At 71.8% G+C, this 17,844-nt stretch carries 13 protein-coding genes and 1 pseudogene; 12 read left to right on the top strand and 2 right to left on the bottom strand.

Features of this window, described 5'->3' with window-relative positions; genetic code table 11:
- The first annotated feature begins 54 nt into the window (after window positions 1-54).
- The 12 genes and pseudogenes from OG562_RS08030 to OG562_RS07975 all read left to right on the top strand — a co-directional run.
- Window positions 55-1,284 (top strand): DUF5685 family protein, encoded by a 1,230-nt coding sequence (locus OG562_RS08030; protein WP_266395348.1) that lies wholly within the window; start codon window positions 55-57, stop codon window positions 1,282-1,284.
- A 213-nt stretch (window positions 1,285-1,497) separates the two neighbouring features.
- Window positions 1,498-3,843 (top strand): nitrate- and nitrite sensing domain-containing protein, encoded by a 2,346-nt coding sequence (locus tag OG562_RS08025; protein WP_266395347.1) that lies wholly within the window; start codon window positions 1,498-1,500, stop codon window positions 3,841-3,843.
- A complete protein-coding gene (locus OG562_RS08020) occupies window positions 3,840-4,268 on the top strand; it encodes a roadblock/LC7 domain-containing protein (RefSeq protein WP_266395346.1) in 429 nt (142 codons plus the stop codon). The genes OG562_RS08025 and OG562_RS08020 overlap by 4 nt, the downstream gene beginning before the upstream one ends.
- A complete protein-coding gene (locus OG562_RS08015; RefSeq protein WP_266395344.1) occupies window positions 4,265-4,621 on the top strand; it encodes a DUF742 domain-containing protein in 357 nt (118 codons plus the stop codon). Before OG562_RS08020 ends, OG562_RS08015 begins: the two co-directional genes overlap by 4 nt.
- Window positions 4,605-5,201: an ATP/GTP-binding protein gene (locus tag OG562_RS08010; RefSeq protein WP_266395341.1), complete on the top strand. Its 597-nt coding sequence runs from the start codon at window positions 4,605-4,607 to the stop codon at window positions 5,199-5,201. The genes OG562_RS08015 and OG562_RS08010 overlap by 17 nt, the downstream gene beginning before the upstream one ends.
- Before the next feature lie 497 nt (window positions 5,202-5,698).
- Window positions 5,699-7,459: an FAD/NAD(P)-binding domain-containing protein gene (locus tag OG562_RS08005; RefSeq protein ID WP_266395339.1), complete on the top strand. Its 1,761-nt coding sequence runs from the start codon at window positions 5,699-5,701 to the stop codon at window positions 7,457-7,459.
- A gap of 38 nt (window positions 7,460-7,497) precedes the next feature.
- Window positions 7,498-8,655 (top strand): LLM class flavin-dependent oxidoreductase, encoded by a 1,158-nt coding sequence (locus OG562_RS08000; RefSeq protein ID WP_266395336.1) that lies wholly within the window; start codon window positions 7,498-7,500, stop codon window positions 8,653-8,655.
- 16 nt (window positions 8,656-8,671) lie between these two features.
- Window positions 8,672-9,463: a DUF1684 domain-containing protein gene (locus OG562_RS07995; RefSeq protein WP_266395333.1), complete on the top strand. Its 792-nt coding sequence runs from the start codon at window positions 8,672-8,674 to the stop codon at window positions 9,461-9,463.
- Window positions 9,464-9,689: 226 nt separating this feature from the next.
- Window positions 9,690-10,598: a S1 family peptidase gene (locus OG562_RS07990; protein WP_266395329.1), complete on the top strand. Its 909-nt coding sequence runs from the start codon at window positions 9,690-9,692 to the stop codon at window positions 10,596-10,598.
- A 166-nt stretch (window positions 10,599-10,764) separates the two neighbouring features.
- The gene (locus tag OG562_RS07985) at window positions 10,765-11,571 is read left to right on the top strand and encodes a slipin family protein (protein ID WP_266395326.1); all 807 of its coding nucleotides are present in this window, start codon (window positions 10,765-10,767) and stop codon (window positions 11,569-11,571) included.
- 175 nt (window positions 11,572-11,746) lie between these two features.
- Entirely contained in the window at window positions 11,747-12,835 is a 1,089-nt protein-coding gene (locus tag OG562_RS07980) for a S1 family peptidase (RefSeq protein ID WP_266395324.1), read from the top strand.
- Between the two features lie 147 nt (window positions 12,836-12,982).
- Window positions 12,983-13,132, top strand: a pseudogene (locus OG562_RS07975) (transcriptional regulator); the annotation flags it as partial.
- A 52-nt stretch (window positions 13,133-13,184) separates the two neighbouring features.
- On the opposite strand, the gene OG562_RS07970 reads toward OG562_RS07975, so the two are convergent.
- Together OG562_RS07970 and OG562_RS07965 are read right to left on the bottom strand one after the other, a co-directional pair.
- A complete protein-coding gene (locus tag OG562_RS07970; protein ID WP_266395322.1) occupies window positions 13,185-14,165 on the bottom strand; it encodes an ImpB/MucB/SamB family protein in 981 nt (326 codons plus the stop codon).
- Complete coding sequence (locus OG562_RS07965) at window positions 14,162-17,659, bottom strand: DNA polymerase III subunit alpha (RefSeq protein ID WP_266395320.1); 3,498 nt, start codon at window positions 17,657-17,659, stop codon at window positions 14,162-14,164. Before OG562_RS07965 ends, OG562_RS07970 begins: the two co-directional genes overlap by 4 nt.
- Between the last annotated feature and the right edge of the window lie 185 nt (window positions 17,660-17,844).

Genomic DNA, 17,844 nt, shown 5'->3' with positions numbered 1-17,844 from the left:
ATACGATGCGGCAGCTCAAAGCACTCCACCATCGTACGGACCACGGGGGTCGTCGTGTTCGGAATCGTCAGGCCGTGCAGTCACCGTCTCGGCGAGCAGCTCAAGACGCAGTGGATGGCCCACTTGTGCGGGCTGTGCCTTGCGCTGCGCGGCGACCACGGGCAGTTCGCGCGCATCGTCACCAACTACGACGGACTGCTCATATCGGTTCTGACGGAGGCTCAGGCCGTCGAGCGGGCCGGGGGCGGGGCCGCAGGCGGGTGGCGGCGTACGGCGGGGCCCTGTCCGTTGCGCGGGATGCGCACCGCGTCCGTCGCTCAGGGTGAGGGCGCGCGGCTCGCCGCCGCCGTCTCGCTGGTGCTGGCCTCCGCCAAGGTGCGCGACCACGTCGCCGACGGGGACGGGGTGCTGGCCCGCCGACCGGTCGCGGTCGCCGCGCGCAGAGTGGCCGCGAGCTGGGGGCGGGCAGGGGAACGGACCGGGGCGGCCGTCGGGTTCGACACGGCCGTGCTGGTGGACGCGGTCGACCGGCAGTTCGGGATCGAGACGCTGGCCGGGCCCGGCACCTCGTTGCTGACCGTCACCGAGCCGACGGAGACCGCCACCGCCGCGGCCTTCGCGCACACCGCGGTCCTGGCGGGCCGCCCGGGCAACGCCCAGCCGCTCGCCGAGGCCGGACGCCTCTTCGGGCGGCTGGCGCATCTGCTGGACGCCGTGGAGGACCGGGCCGCCGACGCGGCCGCCGGGGCCTGGAACCCGCTGACCGCCACGCAGACCCCGCTCACCGAGGCCCGCCGGCTCGCCGACGACGCGCTGCACGGGATACGGCTCGCCCTGCGGGACGTCGACTTCGCCGACGGAAAGCTGGCGCATCTGCTGCTCGCGCACGAGCTGGGGCGGTCGGTGGACCGGGCGTTCGGGACGCAGTCGTGCGGGCATCCTGCGGGGCATCCGGCGCAGGGCGCTTTCGGGCCGCCGACCGGGCCGTACGCCCCGCAGGGCCCGGTGGACCCGAACGCTCCCGGCAACCCTTTCGGCGGCAACCCCTACGGCGGTGAGCCGCCGCGTCCCGACAAACGGGGCTTCTGGGCCGGATGCGCCGTGGCGCTCGGGTTGTGCTGCACCTGCAAGGCGTGCTGCGCCGACGAGTTCGAGGGGCCCTGGTCGAGGAAGAAGCGTGAGGGGTGGTGCAGCAGCGGCTGTGACGGCGGCTGCTGCGACTGCTGTAACTGCTGCGAGGCCTGCGAATGCTGTGAGTGCTGCGCGTGCGACTGCTCCTGCTGACGCCTTTGCCGACGCCTGTGCTGACGGAGCGTCATTGAGTCCGTATACGTCAGCTGTAGGTCGGCCCGGACATGCGGGGCCGACCTGTGCGTATCGCCGCGCCGCATTTCGGTGAGGTAAAACAAAAACATGATCGGGTGACCGGCGTTGTGTGAGGGTCGTTGGGCGGGTGCAGAACCATTTCGCCTCCCGCCTCCCTCTTAAGGCACTTCAGTGGACGCAGTTCATACCCCACGTTTCCCGCGCACTCCCCGTGGCTCTCACGCCCCCCGCACCATCCGCACCAGACTTCTGAGGATCCTGATCCTCGCTCTCGCGGTCCTGCTGGCCCTGCTCGGCGTCGCGGCGGCCGAGCAGATCTCCGCCTACCGCAACGCCTCCGCCACCGCGGACAACGCCCGGCTGGAGATCACCCTCCAGGGCCTCGTCCACGAACTGCAGAAGGAACGCGGACTCACCACCGGATACGTCGGCGGAGTCCGCCAGTTCGGCGGCAAGCTGCCCGCCCAGCGCAAGGCGACCGACACCGCCCGCACGGCTCTCGGCCAGGCGCTGAAGGGGCGCGACGACGCGGCCGCCGGCTCGGTCCGCGAGTCCCTCGACCGGATCGACGGACTGGTCGGCATCCGGAGCGCCGCCGACGGCGGCACCGGCGTGGTGAAGGCCACCTTCGACTGGTTCACCACCACGATCACCGTCCTCGACCGGCTCGACCTCGGACTCGACGAGGTCCACGACGGCCGACTGCGCGACGCCTATCAGTCGCTCCAAGTCCTCGGCAACGCCAAGGAGTTCACGGGCGAGGAGCGGGCCATCGTGCTGGGCTCGGTGCGCGCGGGCGCATTCCGCGACGGCGACTACAGCCGCTTCATGGAGATCCGCGCCGGCCGGCTGGCCGCCCTCGACGCCTTCCCGCGCTCGGCGACCGCGGCGCAGGAACGCCGGCTGGACACGGCGATGACCACGCCGGACGCGGAACGCGCCTGGTCCTACGAGTCCACCGCGGTGCACGGCGGCGGACGGCTGAAGTGGAGCGACCTGCCGCCCATGGCGTGGTGGGACTCCACGACGTCGACCATCAACGGACTGCGGAACGTGCAGATCTCGCTCGGCGTCGACGTCGAGAACCGTGCCGCCGAGCTGGAGAGCGCCGCCCAGCGCGACCTGCTGCTGTTCCTGCTCCTCGCCCTCGCCACGGTCGCCGCCCTCGGCGGACTCGCCCTGGACTGCGTACGATCCGTCTCCGCGCCGCTCGCCGAACTCGCGCAGCAGGCACGGAAGGTGGCGAGCGAGCAGTTGCCGACGGCCGTCGCCGCCGTGCAGAACGCGCCCTCGGGCGAGACTCCCGAGCCGCCCGCCGCACTCGCCGTGGCGGACAACGCCGGGGCCGAGGTGCGGGAGGTCGCCGAGGCGTTCGACCGGGTGCAGCGGGCCGCGTTCGACCTCGCCACCGAACAGGCCGTGCTGCGTCGCAACGCCACCGACTCGCTGGTCAGCCTGGGCCGGCGCAACCAGAACCTGGTACGCCGTCAGATCAGCTTCATCAACAAGCTGGAGCACGAGGACGCCGACCCCGCGACCCTCGCCAACCTCTTCGAGCTGGACCACCTGGCCACCCGGATGCGCCGTAACGCCGAGAGCCTGCTCGTGCTCGCCGGCGAGTCCAGCCCCCGCCCCTGGGCCACCCCGCTCGCCGTCACCGACGTGCTGCGCGCCGCGCTCTCCGAGGTGGAGGAGTACCGCAGGGTCACCCTGCGCCGGATCGAGCCCGCCCAGGTCAACGGGGCCGTCGTCGCCGAAGTGTCCCATCTGCTCGCCGAGTTGATCGAGAACGCGCTGAGTTTCTCGCCGCCGGACTCCGACGTCGAGGTCGAGGGGCGGCGCACCAGCGCCGGGTATCTGGTCGCGATCGTCGACCACGGCCTCGGCATGGACGCCCAGATGCTCGCCGAGGCCAACGTACGGCTGTCCGGGACCGCCAGCTTCATGGCCGAACCCACCAGGTTCCTGGGCCACTTCGTGGTCGGCGCGCTCGCCCGCAAGCGCGGGATCGAGGTACGGCTCGGGGAGGCCCCGGCCGCCGGCGTCGTCGCCCGGGTGCTGATCCCCGCGGGGCTGCTGACGGAGGCGGCGGTGACGGTCAGGTCGACGGGTGCGGGTGCGGGGTCGACGGTTGCGGGGTCGACGGTTCCCGCACCGAGGAAGGCAGAGGTGGAGAAGAAGGAGGAGGCGGTCGAACCCGTGCCCGTGCCCGAGAAAGCGCAGGCCGCTCCGGTCGCCGCCAGGGGCGGGTCCGCCGCCCGGACCCGTAACGGCCTGGTGAAGCGGCCGCAGCGCAGCGCCATCGCGGAGGCGGTGAACGAGACCGACCGGACCGTCCGGCTCGCCCCCACCGCGCCGCCCAGCCCCGACCGGACCCCCGAGCAGGTCTCCGGGATGCTCTCCACCCTGCGCAGTGCGCACATGCGGGGCGGGATCAGCGTCGAGAAGGAGAAGCAGCGGAACGCCGAGAGCAGCACCGAGAAGAACACCGCGACGAACGAGGGTGCCGCCCAGTGACCGCCGTCGACACCCAGCACGACTCGCAGACCTTCAACTGGCTGCTCGCCAACTTCGTCCGCAGCACCGACGGGGTACGGGACGCGGTCGCCGTCTCCTCCGACGGACTGCTGATCGCCGTCTCGGACGGGCTCGGCCGCACCGAGGCCGACCATCTCGCGGCGATCGTCTCGGGCCTCAGCAGCCTGGCCCGCAGCGCGTCCAAGCGGTACGGCTTCGACGGGGTCAAGCTGATCATGATCGAGATGGGGCGGGGCTTCCTGCTCGTCTCCGCGATCCGCGACGGCAGCTGTCTGGGGGTCCTCGCCGACTCCAGCGGTGAACTCGGCCTGGTCGGCTATGAGATGGCGGTGCTCGCGGAGCGGGCGGGCGATCTGCTCACGCCGACGCTCATCGCCGATCTGCGCCAGGTGCTGCCGCGGTGAGCGGCTCGCAGCCGAGGGACGTATCTCCTGTCGAGGACGCGGACTTCGTACGGCCGTTCATCATCACCGGCGGCCGGGCCGAGCCGCTCCAGGCGGATCTGCGCCTGGAGACGCTGGTGGTCGCCGTGGGCGCGCCCGACGAGACGCTGGCGTTCGAGCGGCGGCACATCGTCGCGGTGTGCGAACGGCCGACGACCGTCGCGGAGGTCGCCGACCGGGTCGGCGTCCCCCTCGGAGTGGCCAAGGTGCTGATCTCCGACCTCGTCGTCGCCGGACAGCTCGCGTGCCGGCACCCCGCGGAGCTACCGCTCCAGTTGCTCGAAAGGATCAGGGATCATGTCCGGGCGCTCTGACAAAATCGTGCCGCTCGCCGTGAAGATCGTGGTGAGCGGGGGACTCGGGGTCGGCAAGACGACCTTCATCGGAGCCGTCTCCGAGATCGAGCCGCTCGACACGGAGGCGGCGATCACCCAGGTGTCGGTGGGGGTCGACTCGCTCGAGGGCGTGGAGTCCAAGACGACGACCACCGTCGCACTCGACTTCGGGCGCATCACCCTCGATCCGACCATCGCGCTGTATCTGTTCGGCACGCCCGGGCAGGACCGGTTCTCGTTCCTGTGGGACGACCTGGTGGAGGGCGCGCTGGGCACGGTGGTCCTCGTGGACACCCGCCGGATCGAGGAGTGCTTTCCCGCGGTCGACTACTTCGAGTCGCAGGAGGCGCCCTTCGTGCTGGCGGTGAACCGGTTCGACGGGGCCGAACGGTTCGAACTGGACGAGGTCCGGGAGGCGTTGGGCCTGAGTACGGACGTTCCGGTGCTGGAGTGCGATGCGCGGGACCGCGGCTCCGTACGGGATGTGCTCGGGGCGCTGATGGACCGGGTGATCGGGGTGCGGGCTGCCTCCAGGAAACGGGCGGTGGTGGTGCGGTAGCCGCCATAGGGGGGTGAGGGGAGGGGAAGGAAGGAGAGGGGTGCGCGTGTGAAGGCGAAGACGGGAAGGAACGAAGACGGCAAAGAGGGCAAAGAAGGCAGAGATGGAAAGCTGAAGACGGAAAGCTGAAGACGGGAAAGAGCGGGGAGAACGCGAAAGACGCCCGTCCGGTCAGGGGAGCAAGGCGCGCAGGGGGTCAGCTCAACAGGAACAGGACCACACTCGACCGAAGTCGATGTGGGAGCGGGTGACCAGCCACTGCTGTGGATGCATGGGCCAAGTGGAACAGGTCTCCGGTTGCCCGTCAACCGACCTGAGACGTACCGCTCACCATGCGGACACCCTTGACAGTGAGGGGAAACGCGGCCGTAGTCTCACTCCACGGCCCTGCTGAGGGGCTCGGCCGTATCTCTTCGCCGTGTGAAGGCACTCCACCGGAGCCTTCCCATGCCTTCTGACGCCGTCGCCCCCGCGCTCCTCGCATCGGTCTCACCGCGATGAGGCCCTCTCTCGTGATCGTCGGGGCCGGGCCGCGGGGGACCGGTCTGATCGAGCGGATCGCCGCCAACACGCCCGAGCTGTACGCCGGTTCGGGCCTCGACATCCATCTCGTGGACCCGCATCCGCCGGGCGCGGGACGCATCTGGCGGGCCGCGCAGTCGCCGCTGCTGTGGATGAACTCGCACGCCGAGGACGTCACCATGTTCACCGACGAGACGGTGGCGATGGACGGGCCGGTGCGCCCCGGGCCCACGCTGCACGAATGGGCCGGCCTCGACGGACGCACCTTCGCCGACCGCCGGATCCAGGGCGCCTATCTGCGCTGGGTGCATGAGGAGGCCGTCGCCGCCCTGCCCCCGGAGATCGCCGTCCACCACCATCCACGGCGCGCCCTGCGGGTGAGCGGATCCCGCGAGGGCCGCCAGCAGGTGTGGCTCGAGGGCCGCCCCCGGCCGCTGCTCGCCGACCTCGTCGTCCTCGCCCTCGGCCATCTCGACGCCGAACTCGACGACGAGCAGCGGGCGTTGGCCGCCTACGCCCGCGAGCACGACCTCACCCATCTCCCGCCGGACTTCACCGCGGACAGCGACCTGTCCGCGCTGCGGCCCGGCGAGCCCGTCCTGGTCCGCGGCTTCGGCCTCGCCTTCGTCGACCTGACGGTCCTGCTCACCGAGGGGCGCGGCGGACGGTACGAGGGGGACGACACCTATCTGCCCTCGGGGCGGGAACCGGTGCTGTACGTCGGCTCGCGACGCGGAGTGCCGTACCACTCGAAGATCGGCTACGACTGGACCGGGGAGCGGCCGCCGCTGCCCAGGTTCCTGGGGCCCGCCGAGATCGAGGGGCTGCTCGCGTTGCCCGGGGGGTTCGACTTCCGGCGGGACGTCTGGCCGTTGGTGGAGAAGGAGTTGGGGTTCGCGCACTACCACCGGCTCTTCACGGTCCATCCCGAGCGGACCTCGATCGCCTGGACGGACTTCGAGGAGAAGTACGCGGCCGCCTCCGACACGGTCGAGCGGGAGAACCTGGTCGCGTCCGCCGTGCCCGACCCCCGTGACCGGCTCGACCTCGCCGCGCTCGACCGGCCGCTGGACGGGGTGCGGTACGCGACGCACGAGGAGTTCCAGGACGGGCTGCGCCAGTATGTCGAGGACGACCTGAACCGCCGTCACGATCCCTCCTACAGCCCCGACCTGGCGGTCTTCCTCGGACTGCTCTCCGTCTACGGGCAGTTGGTACGGCTCGGGGACATCGGCTCCTGGTGGCACGGCTTCTTCAGCTACCTGGCTTCTGGGCCGCCCGGACCCCGGCTGCGGCAGCTGCTCGCGCTGTCCCGGGCCGGGGTGGTGAAGTTCGTCGGCGCCGACATGGCCGTACGGGCCGAGGGCGGGGTGTTCCGGGCGTCGAGCGACACCGTGCCGGACTTCTCCGTCGAGGCGCGGGCGCTGGTGGAGGCCCGGTTGCCCGAGCCCACGCTGCGGCGCGCGCTCGACCCGCTGCTGCGCGAGCTGCACGCCGACGGCGCCGGGGAGACGCCGGACGGGCTGCTGCGGGTGGACCGGATCGACGGGCGCGTCCTGGACCGGGACGGCCGCCCGCATCCGCGGCGCTTCGCGCTCGGACCGCACACCGACGGCCGTACGCCGGGCGCGTTCACCCGGCCGCGTACGGGAGGGCCCGCCTTCCGGCAGAACGACGCCGCCGCGCGCGCCGCCCTGGTGTTCCTGCGGGACCTGGGCGCCGACGCCGTCGGATGAGCCCACTCCACGACCAGCCAAGGGAAAGGTCTCCTCATATGACGTCCTCACACGTGACGTCCTCGCACGGCCGGGGCCTGCTGCATCTGGCCGCGGGCGTCGACCAGCCGGGGGTGCGCGAGGCCGACTCCTACGTCGAGCTGGTGCGGCTCGCCGAGCGCGGCGGGCTCGACTTCGTGACGCTGGACGACGCCTCCGCCGGCCCTGGCTCCGGCCCCGGGTTCGACGCGTCGGCCGTGCTGTCCCGGGCCGCGCTCGTCACCCATCGGGTGGGTCTGGTGCCCGCCTTCGCCAGACCCGTCACCACGCTCACCGAGCCCTTCGCCGCCCTCGACCAGGTCAGCCGGGGCCGGGCCGGCTGGCGGCTCGGCCTGCCCGGCACGGAGGGCACGAAGGGGAAGGCCCGCCTCCCCGGCAGCCGGCAGGCGGGCGACGCCGAGACCTGGGACGGCGCGGCCGCCCGCTTCACCGACCGGGACAAGCCGCGCCGGACGAACCACGTCGACTCAGCCGCCGACTCATCCCCCTCATCCCCCTCATCCCCCTCATCCGACTCAGCCGGTTCAGGCGGTTCAGTCGGCTCGTCAGGTTCAGCCGGCGCGGCGGACGATTCCGCGCTCCGGTCTCCGCAGGACCACCCCCGTCCCCCGCAGGAGCATCCCCGTCCCCCGCAGGGCTACCCCGTACGGGTCGTCGACGCCGTCGACGCCGCCGAGGAGCACGGCCTGGTCACCGCGGCCCGGTACGCCGACGTCGTGCTCGTCCCCGCGGCGAGCTCCGCGCAGGCCCGGGCCGTGCGCGACCTGCTGCGCCGGGAGGCCGCCGAGTCCGGCCGGGACCCGGACTCCCTGCGGGTCCTGGTCCGCCTGCTGATCGACCTCGGCGACGGGGAGCACGCGGCCGAGCCGAGCCATGGCGGGGGCGGCCCCCGGCAGACGGCACAGGGCCCCCTCTACCGCGGCGGTCCCGTCGACCTCGCCGACCTGATCGCCTCCTGGCACCAGGACGGCGCCGTCGACGGCTTCCACCTCACTCCCGTGGAACCGCGCCGCGACCTGGAACGCCTGGTCAACGGCACGGTCGCACTGCTCCAGCACCGCAGCCTGTTCCGCACCTTCTACCCGGGCAGCACCCTCCGCGAGCACCTGGGTCTGGGCCGACCGGCCCAAGCCCAGTACGCAGCGGGGACGATGTGAGGAAAGGATCAAGCACATGACGACAGACGCGGTCGACGACTTCAAGCAGTGGCGCGAGCAGCGCATAGAGACGCTCTCGGCGCCTTACGGGCCGTTGGCCCTCACCGGCACGTACTGGTTGGAGGACTATCCGGACGGTCGACTTCGGGACACCCCCGGGGTCTGGGCGGCGGAAGAGGACGCAGTGGTGCTCACCGCAGTCGAGGACGACGGGCTGAGCGTGGACGGCAAGCCGTTCAGCGGGGAGGTGCGGCTCGGCGCCGACGGGGGACCGGCGGGCGAGGCCCGGGTCGCGTACGGCGAGCGACGGCTGGTCGTGCTGGTCCGCGAGGGAGTCTGGGGGATACGCGACTTCGACCCCGCCGCCGAGGCCCGGCGCCGGTTCCGGGGCGGAGGCGGGGTCGACGTCGCCCCGTACGAGCCGCGCTGGTCGGTGCCGGCGCGCTTCACGCCGTACGGCGAGGAGCGGACCGTGCGGGTGCCGAACGCCGACGGACGCGAACGGGGTCTCGGGCTCGGCGGGGAGCTGACGTTCCGGCTCGACGGGCAGGAGCACACGCTCCAGGCGAGCGTGCAGGGCGACGGCTCGCTGTGGGCGGTGTTCGCGGACGCCGGCAGTGGGGTGAGCAGCTACCGGTTCCGATTCCTGCACCCCGGCGCACCCGCCGCGGACGGACGCACGACCGTCGACTTCAACCGGGCCGTACTGCCTCCGTGCGCCTTCGCCGATGCCTTCATCTGTCCCTTCCCGCCGCCCGGCAACACCCTTGCCGCGGTGATCGAGGCAGGGGAGCGCAACCTGGCCTGAGCCGGGGCAAGAGAGATGCAAGGGGGGTCAACTCGCCCAGTTCGTCCCGGATCCGGCGGCCGAAAGGCGCTCTTGCGCCGACCGGCCGTTCGGCCGAATACTCCCCCACAGCGCTTGTCAGGGGCACGGCGTGTCCGTTGTGCGGACGAACGTCGGCCCTGGCTGCGCCTCACGGGCCCCGACCCCACTCGACGGGCCCCCGAATTCCCCTGGGAGGGAACGAAAAGTGAGGATCAAGCGCACCACCCCCACCCTGTCCGAGAGCGGCGCCACGAGACGCACCCGTCTGATGGCCGTCGCCACCGGACTCGTGGCCGCGGCCGCCATCGCGATCCCCAACGCGAGCGCGGCCGACTCCGCCACCTTCAGCACCGCCCAGCTGAAGAGCGCCAGCAGTTCGGTGCTCCAGGCGGACGTCCCGGGCACCGCCTGGGCCGTCGACAGCAAGACCAACCGGGTCGTCGTCACCGCCGACAGCACGGTCTCGGCCGCCGAGCTCGCCAAGATCAAGGAGCAGGCGGGCGGCAACGCCGGCGCGCTCACGATCAAGCGCACGCCGGGCCAGTTCAAGAAGCTGATCACCGGCGGCGACGCCATCTACGGCGGCGGCTACCGCTGTTCGCTGGGCTTCAACGTGCACAGCGGGAGCACCTACTACTTCCTGACCGCCGGCCACTGCGGTGAGGTCGCCACCACCTGGTACTCCAACTCGGGCCAGACCTCGACGCTGGGCACGAACGTCAGCTACAGCTTCCCGACCAACGACTTCGCGCTGGTGCGGTACACCAACACGTCGGTCGCCCACCCGAGCACGGTCGGCACTCAGACCATCAGCAGCGCGGCCACCCCGAGCGTGGGCACGACGGTCTACCGTCGCGGCTCCACCACGGGCACCCACAGCGGCCGGGTCACCGCCCTGAACGCCACCGTCAACTACGGCAGCGGCGACATCGTCTACGGCATGATCCAGACCACGGTCTGCGCCGAGGGCGGCGACAGCGGCGGCCCCCTGTATTCGGGCACCGTGGCCTACGGTCTGACCTCCGGCGGCAGCGGCAACTGCACCTCCGGCGGCACGACCTTCTTCCAGCCGGTCACCGAGGCGCTGAGCTACTACGGCGTGAGCGTCGGCTGACGGTCCCGTCCGACAGCCGGTAGCCGGAAGTCGGCGGCACGGCCGCCGGTGGTCGGCAGGGTGAGGCGAGCCCCCGCACGCAACCGGCGTGCGGGGGCTCGCCCTTGTCCGGAGCGCGGGGTTACCGTCGGAGTACAGGTAGTGCTTCGGACCCCTGGGGGCCGGCATGGTCGTGGAGTTGGCGGCGGCGGGAGCGGTGCTCGTGTCCGCCGGAGTGGTGTACGTGACGGCGGCGGCCCGGGTCGTCAAGCAGTACGAACGGGGTGTGGTCTTCCGCCTCGGGAAACTCCGGCCCGAGGTGCGCGAACCGGGGCTCACCCTGATCGTTCCGGGCGTCGACCGGCTCCGCAAGGTCAACATGCAGATCGTCACGATGCCGGTGCCCGGGCAGGAGGGCATCACCCGGGACAACGTCACGGTGCGCGTCGACGCCGTCGTCTACTTCAAGGTGACCTCGCCGGCCGAGGCGATCGTCCGGGTGGAGGACTACCGGTTCGCCGTCGCGCAGATGGCGCAGACCTCCCTGCGGTCCATCATCGGCAAGAGCGAACTGGACGATCTGCTGTCCAACCGCGAAAAGCTCAACCAGGGGCTGGAGTTGATGATCGACAGCCCGGCCGTGGAGTGGGGCGTCACCATCGACCGGGTCGAGATCAAGGACGTCTCCCTGCCCGAGACGATGAAGCGGTCCATGGCCCGGCAGGCCGAGGCCGACCGCGAACGGCGGGCCCGGGTCATCAACGCCGACGCCGAACTCCAGGCGTCGAAGAAGCTCGCCGAGGCCGCGAAGGAGATGTCCGAGCAGCCCGCCGCACTCCAACTGAGACTGCTGCAGACGGTCGTGGCGGTCGCCGCCGAGAAGAACTCGACGCTGGTGCTGCCGTTCCCGGTGGAGCTGCTGCGCTTCCTGGAACGGGCCCAGCAGCCGCTGCCCACGGCGCCCGCACCGGAGAGGGCATCGGGCCAGGAGTAGCCGGCGAACGGGGTGGTGAAGGCGCGGAGGGCGTGCGGTGCCCACCCTGTGCGCGTGCGGAGGGCGACCTTGTGTGCTCCCTGTGCGGTTCGGAAGAGTGGCTGCCCGTCAACCGGCCTTCCGGCCCGTACGGTCCCCACGACCGCCCGGGTCGCCCCCCACAGGAGGACAAGAGTTGAAGCACCGACGCATACCCGGGCGCCGGACGGTCACGGCGGGCGCGGGCGTCGCAGCGCTCGTCGCCGCAGGCGTCACCTTCCAGTTCCAGAGCGCGAACGCCAGCGAGCCCGCGCAGACTTCCCGGCCCACCGCCCTCTCGGCCCTGGCGGCCGGAAAGCTCGCCTCGGCGCTGGGCGAGGACCTCGGCGCCGACGCGGCGGGCGCCTACTACGACCCGCAGCGTAAGAGCCTCGTGGTGAACGTGCTCGACGCGGCCGCCGCGAAGACCGTCGAGGCGGCCGGCGCGCAGGCCAGAGTCGTCCAGAACTCCCTCGCCGAACTGACCGGCGCCCATACGACCCTCAAGGCCCACGCCGACATCCCCGGCACCGCCTGGGCGACCGACCCGCGCACCGACAAGGTCGTCGTCACCGCCGACCGCACCGTCTCCGACGCCGCGTGGGCCAAGCTCGCCAAGGTCGTCGACGGCCTCGGCTCGGTGGCCGAACTCCAGCGCACCAAGGGGGAGTTCACCCCCTACGTCGCAGGCGGCGACGCGATCACCGGCTCGGGCGGGCGCTGCTCGCTCGGCTTCAACGTGGTCAAGGGCGGCCAGTCGTACTTCCTGACCGCGGGGCACTGCACCGACGCCATTTCCACCTGGTCGGACTCCTCCGGCAAGGAGATCGGCGTCAACGAGGCCTCCAGCTTCCCGGGCGACGACTACGGACTGGTCAAGTACACCGCCGACGTCGACCACCCGAGCGAGGTCGACCTCTACGACGGCTCGGCCCAGCGGATCACGGGCGCGGCGCAGGCCACCGTCGGCATGAAGGTCACCCGCAGCGGCTCGACCACCCAGGTCCACTCCGGCACGGTCACCGGCCTGGACGCCACCGTGAACTACGGCGACGGCGACGTCGTGAGCGGGCTGATCCAGACCGACGTCTGCGCCGAGCCCGGCGACAGCGGCGGCTCCCTCTTCTCGGGCGGCAGCGCCGTCGGCCTCACCTCCGGCGGCAGCGGCGACTGCACCTCGGGCGGGGAGACGTTCTTCCAGCCGGTGACGGAGGCGCTGTCGGCGACGGGGACGCAACTCGGCTGAGGCGATGCCGCACGCAGGCCCCGCCTGGTGGACGGCGGCGCCGGCGGTGCGATCTGCGTGCCGTCAGCCTCTTCTTCCGGCGCTCACACCGCGGCGACGGTCGCCCGCCCCGACACCAGGTCGAGCGCGATGTCCACGATCATGTACTTCCACCACCCTGCGGTCGGCGAACTCGCCCTCCCCTTCGAGGCCATGCCCATCCCCACCGAGCCCGGCCTCACCCTCACCGCCCTCAGCGCCGAACCCGGCACCCCCGCCCATGACAGCCTCCAGCTCCTCGCCAGCCGGGCCGCCACCTGCGACCAGGAGGACCGGTTTCGTCAGAAGCCAGTGTTCTTGGCGCGAGCGGTCAGTCCGCCAGAGTCGCTGGACGTAGAGCCTCCGGCCCGAAACGCCGGCGGGCGCGATCCGCGGCGGCTTCGGCTGCGCGGGCACGGGTGTCACCAGGATCCAGAGAGAGCTGGCGGTGGGCGCTTTTGGTCGGCCCCAAGCGGTCGGCACGGATGGCGAAGGCCCGGACTCGTGCCCGCTGCAGCCCCAGGGAGGTCAGCAGGCTCAGGGCAGTTGCGGCAAGAGTCGGTGAGTGGTTGGTGGGTTCCGACAGCGCGCGCGTACGGGTGGTGGAGCTGTGGTCGGCGTACCGCACGGTGAGCGTGAGTCGGCCGGCGGTCTGGCTTTCACCACGCAGGCGTTGGCCGATCCGGTCGGCGAGTGCCAGGACCGCTCGGTGATGCTGTGCCGGGTCCAGGCAGTCCCGCTCCAGCATGAGATCGGCAGCCAGGTGCGCCGCCGGTTCCGAAGGGCTCACCGGACGAGGGTCGTGACCGCGGGCGCGCTCGGCCAGCAGCCGGGCCGAACCGACTCCGAGAAGGCGTTGCAGGGTTGCCGCGGGTATGTCGGCGATCTGGCCGATGGTGTGCAGCCCGTATCTGCTGAGCGTTTCCGCTGTTGCGCGCCCGATCCCCGGCAGGGCGGTGACCGGACGGGGGGACAGCCAAGTGGCGGCCTGCCCGTCGCGGATCCAGGTGGTGTCTCCCGGTGCGGCCGCGTCGGCCGCCATGGCTGCCAGCATGCGGTTGTCTGCCAGCCCAGCGCTGCTGTCGATGCCGTAGAGGGCCTTCAGGCGGAGCTTCGCCAACTGGACGACGTCGTAGGGGGACAGGCCGAAGTATCTGAGTGCCGACGTCAGGTCGAGCTGGACGGCGTTGGGTGGGACGGTCTGGACGTGAGGCGTGATACCAGACATCAGTTCGATTATATCGGCCCACTGAGCCTCGGTCAGTGAGGCGTGCAGGTGGAGGTGGGCGATGTGTCGCCGACGGGTGGTCATCCTGCGCTCCCCGGGCTGCGGTGGCCGAACTTCTTCAGGTCGGCCGAGCGGGTGCCGGCGGGCTGGAGGTCGGCGTAGGGGTGGAGGCGGGCGCCGGTGGTGCCGTTGGCGAGGGTGCGGTGCGGCTGGGCGGGGGCGGGGGCGGGCTGCGACTGGCCCGGAGCCGACTGGGCGGGGGTCGGGTGCGGGCGGTCGGCGCCGAGGAGGGCGAGGGCGGCCTCGGGGCCGTGGTCGCGGCGGGCGGTGGCGATCTCGTCGAGGTCCCAGGCCATGGCGCCGACGACGGTACGGCGGGTGCCGCGCACCTGGACCGTGCCGCGGACCAGGAGCAGGCCGCTGTGGAAGACGGTGTGGGCGCAGGCCGGGTGGGAGTCCTCGAAGAAGGCCAGGTCGACCAGGCCGGAGCCGTCCTCCAGGGTGACGAAGATGATCCGCTTGCCGCTGGCGATCGGCGGGGTCTGGGTGGAGGCGCGTACACCGGCGACCAATACACGCTGCCCGGCACGCAGGTCGGCCAGGTGGGCCGCGTCGGTCGCGCCGATCTCGCGCAGGAGACGGTGGTGGTGCTCCATCAGATGCCTGGAGACGTCGATGCCGAGGGTGCTCAGCTCGGCGCTCAGGGCTTCGCGTCCGGTCATCTCCGGCAGACCGCTCGGCTCCGCTCCTCCAACAGCGCCTGTGTCGATGGGCAGTTGACCCTCGTGCGCGGTCCGGGCGCGGGACTGCCGGTACAACTCGGTGATCTGGAGCAGGAGATCACGTCGGGTGAGGCGCCCGTCGTGGAGGCAGTTCAAGGCGCCGATCTCGGCGAGGCGTTCGGCGACGGGTCTGTTGGGGCGGGCCCGCTGCCAGAAGTCCGACAGCGATCCGTACGGTTGCCCCTCCTCGATCCGCGCACACTCCTCCTCGCTGATGCCGCGCACTCCGGACAGCGCGAGCCGCACGCCCCACTCCTCCTTCTCGGTCATCTCCACGGTGTGCTTCACCTTGGAGCGGTTGACGTCGACGGGCAGGACGGGGACACCGCGGCGGCGGGCGTCGGCCACCAGGACGCGCTTGGGCCACATCCCGGGGTCGTGTTCGAGCAGACCGGCCAGCAGGAACGCCGGGTGGTGCGCCTTGAGCCAGGCGCTCTGCAGGGCGGGGACGGCGAAGGCGACCGCATGCGCCCGGCAGAAGCCGTACGCGCCGAAGGCCTCGACGGTCCGCCAGACCTCGTCCCGGACGGCCGCGCTGTAGCCACGCGCGCGTGCCAGCTTGTGGAACCAGTCCCTGATCTTCGGCAGTCGGTCCTTCTCCCCGAGCGCCCGCCGGGCGATCTCCGCCAGCGCGTAGTCGCAGCCGGTCATCACCGACAGCGTCTCGATGATCTGCTCGTGCCAGATGGTCACGCCGTAGGTGTCGGCGAGCACCGGTTCGAGGTCGGGGTGGGCGTAGGTCGGTGTGCCGCCGTGGCGGGCGGCGATGTAGCGCTCGGGCATGCCGCCGGCGACCGGGCCGGGGCGGAAGAGGCTGATGTCGGCGATGACGTCCTGCGGATCGCGGGGCTGGAGCCGGGACAGGAGGTCCTGCTGGCCGGGTGACTCCAGCTGGAACAGGCCCAGGGTCTGGCTCTCCTGGATGAGCTTGAACGCGAAGACGTCGTCGAGCGGCACCTGCTCGGGGTCGTCGAGGTCGATGCGGTTGCCGGTGGTGCGTTCGATCTCGGTGACGGCGTGGGCCATGGCGGACTGCATCCGCACGCCCAGGACGTCGAGCTTGATGTTGCCCAGCGCCTCGATCTCCTCCTTCGCCGCCATCGCCATGGGGTAGTCGCCCTGGGGCGTGGGCTGCACCGGCAGCCGGTCCAGGAGGGTCGCGTCGCTGATGACCACTCCGCAGGGGTGCATGGCCATGCCGTGGACCAGGGAGTCGAGGCCCTCGGCCAGCTCCCACAGCGGTCCGTACCGGTCCGCCTCGGCCGCCAGCTGCCGCAGTTCCGGCAGTTCGGCGAGCGCGTTCGTGATATCCGAGGCCCGCAGGTGCGGGAAGCTCTTGGCGATCCGGTCGACGTCCGCGGGCGCGACGCCCAACGCGAGACCGGTGTCGCGCAGGGCGCGGCGGGCCCGGTAGGTCTCGGGCATGGCGGTGACCGCCACCCGCTCCTTGCCGAACCGTTCGAAGATCGCGTCATAGCACTCCAGCCGTCGCGCGGACTCCACGTCGATGTCGATGTCGGGCAGCGACCTGCGGCGCACGCTCAGGAAGCGTTCGAACAGCAGACGGTGGTCGAGGGGGTTGGCGGTGGCGATATCCAAGGCGTGGCAGACCATCGAACCGGCGCCCGAGCCGCGGGCCGCGACCCGGATGCCCTTCTCCCGGATGTCGGCGACGACCTGGCCGACGGCGAGGAAGTACGCGTCGTAGTCCAGCTGGGAGATCACGGCGAGTTCCTGGTCCAGTCGGTCGAGCGCCGCTCGGTCGCGGTCGAGGCCGCGGCGGGCCAGGCCGGCCTCGCAGCGCAGGCGCAGCAGCTGTGCGGCTCCGCCCGCCTGGGGCTCGGCGCCGAAGAGCGACGGTTCCGGGAAGTGCGGGGCGCCCAGCCCGAGGTCCGCCGCCGGGTCGACGGTGCACGCGGTCGCCGTGGCGGCGGTGTCCGCCAGCAGGCGGCGGGCCCTGCGGGCATCCGTTCCGGCGCATTCGGCGACCATCCGTGCGACGACCGTCATCGCCCTCTCGTCCTTGAGCCAGCGCTGTCCGCTGTCCAGGCGACGCCGGTCGATCGGCCTCAGCAGTCGTGCAGCGTCCAGGACGTCGGCGAGGCGGTGCTGGTCGGGGTCGGCGTAGCGGACGGCGTTGGAGAGCACGGCGGTGGTGCGGGTGCGGTCGGCCAGGGCCAGGGTGCGGGCGGCCAGGCGCAGGGATCCCGGTCCGGTGCCGAAACGTTTCTGCGCGACGGCTTCCAGCCGGACCTCCCTCCCGAAGATCTCCCGCCACGGCGCCAGCAGCTTCATCGCGATGTCCTCCCGGCCCACCGTCAGTGCCCGGACCGGCTCCGAGAGCGGTCCGAGCAACACCGTCAGCCCGGGGCCGCCGTACGCGCGCAGCGCCTCCCACGGCACCGCCACCGGCGCCGCGCCGGACGCGGTCCCGGCGTGCGCGGCCGACGTGATGCGGCACAGTCGCGCCCATCCGGCCCGGTCCTGTGCGAGCAGCGTGAACCGCAGCGGCGGCTCGACGACGTGCGCGCCGCCGTGCGCCGGGGTGCGGCGGCGCCGGCCGGGCGGCGGGGGCGCGAGGGCCGCCACGGCCAGGTCGATGCCGAAGACCGGCCGGACCCCGGTTCCGGCGCAGGCCTGCGCGAACCGCACGGCCCCGGTGACCGTGTCCCGGTCGGTGAGCGCGAGCGTCGTCATGCCCCGCTCGGCCGCCCGCCGGGCGAGCTGCTCGGGGTGGGCGGCGCCGTAGCGAGCGGAGTAACCGGACGCGACGTGCAGATGGGCGAAGCCCGCCATGCCGTACCTCCATCACTCCACCCCTTTTCAGTCATTTCGGCCATACGCCCGATATGTTCATCGTACGCTCGTTCGATTACTCTAGCCTCGTCGACCCTGGTCAGCGACTAGATTCGAACACATAAACGATTCCTTGGCGAGACGAGCCGCGGCCGAAACAGGAGCCGGAACAGGAGCCGCTCCGT

Origin of the sequence: Streptomyces sp. NBC_01275 (assembly GCF_026340655.1) — a bacterium.
GTDB lineage: Bacteria > Actinomycetota > Actinomycetes > Streptomycetales > Streptomycetaceae > Streptomyces.
This window is presented reverse-complemented; position numbering and strand designations above follow the sequence as displayed.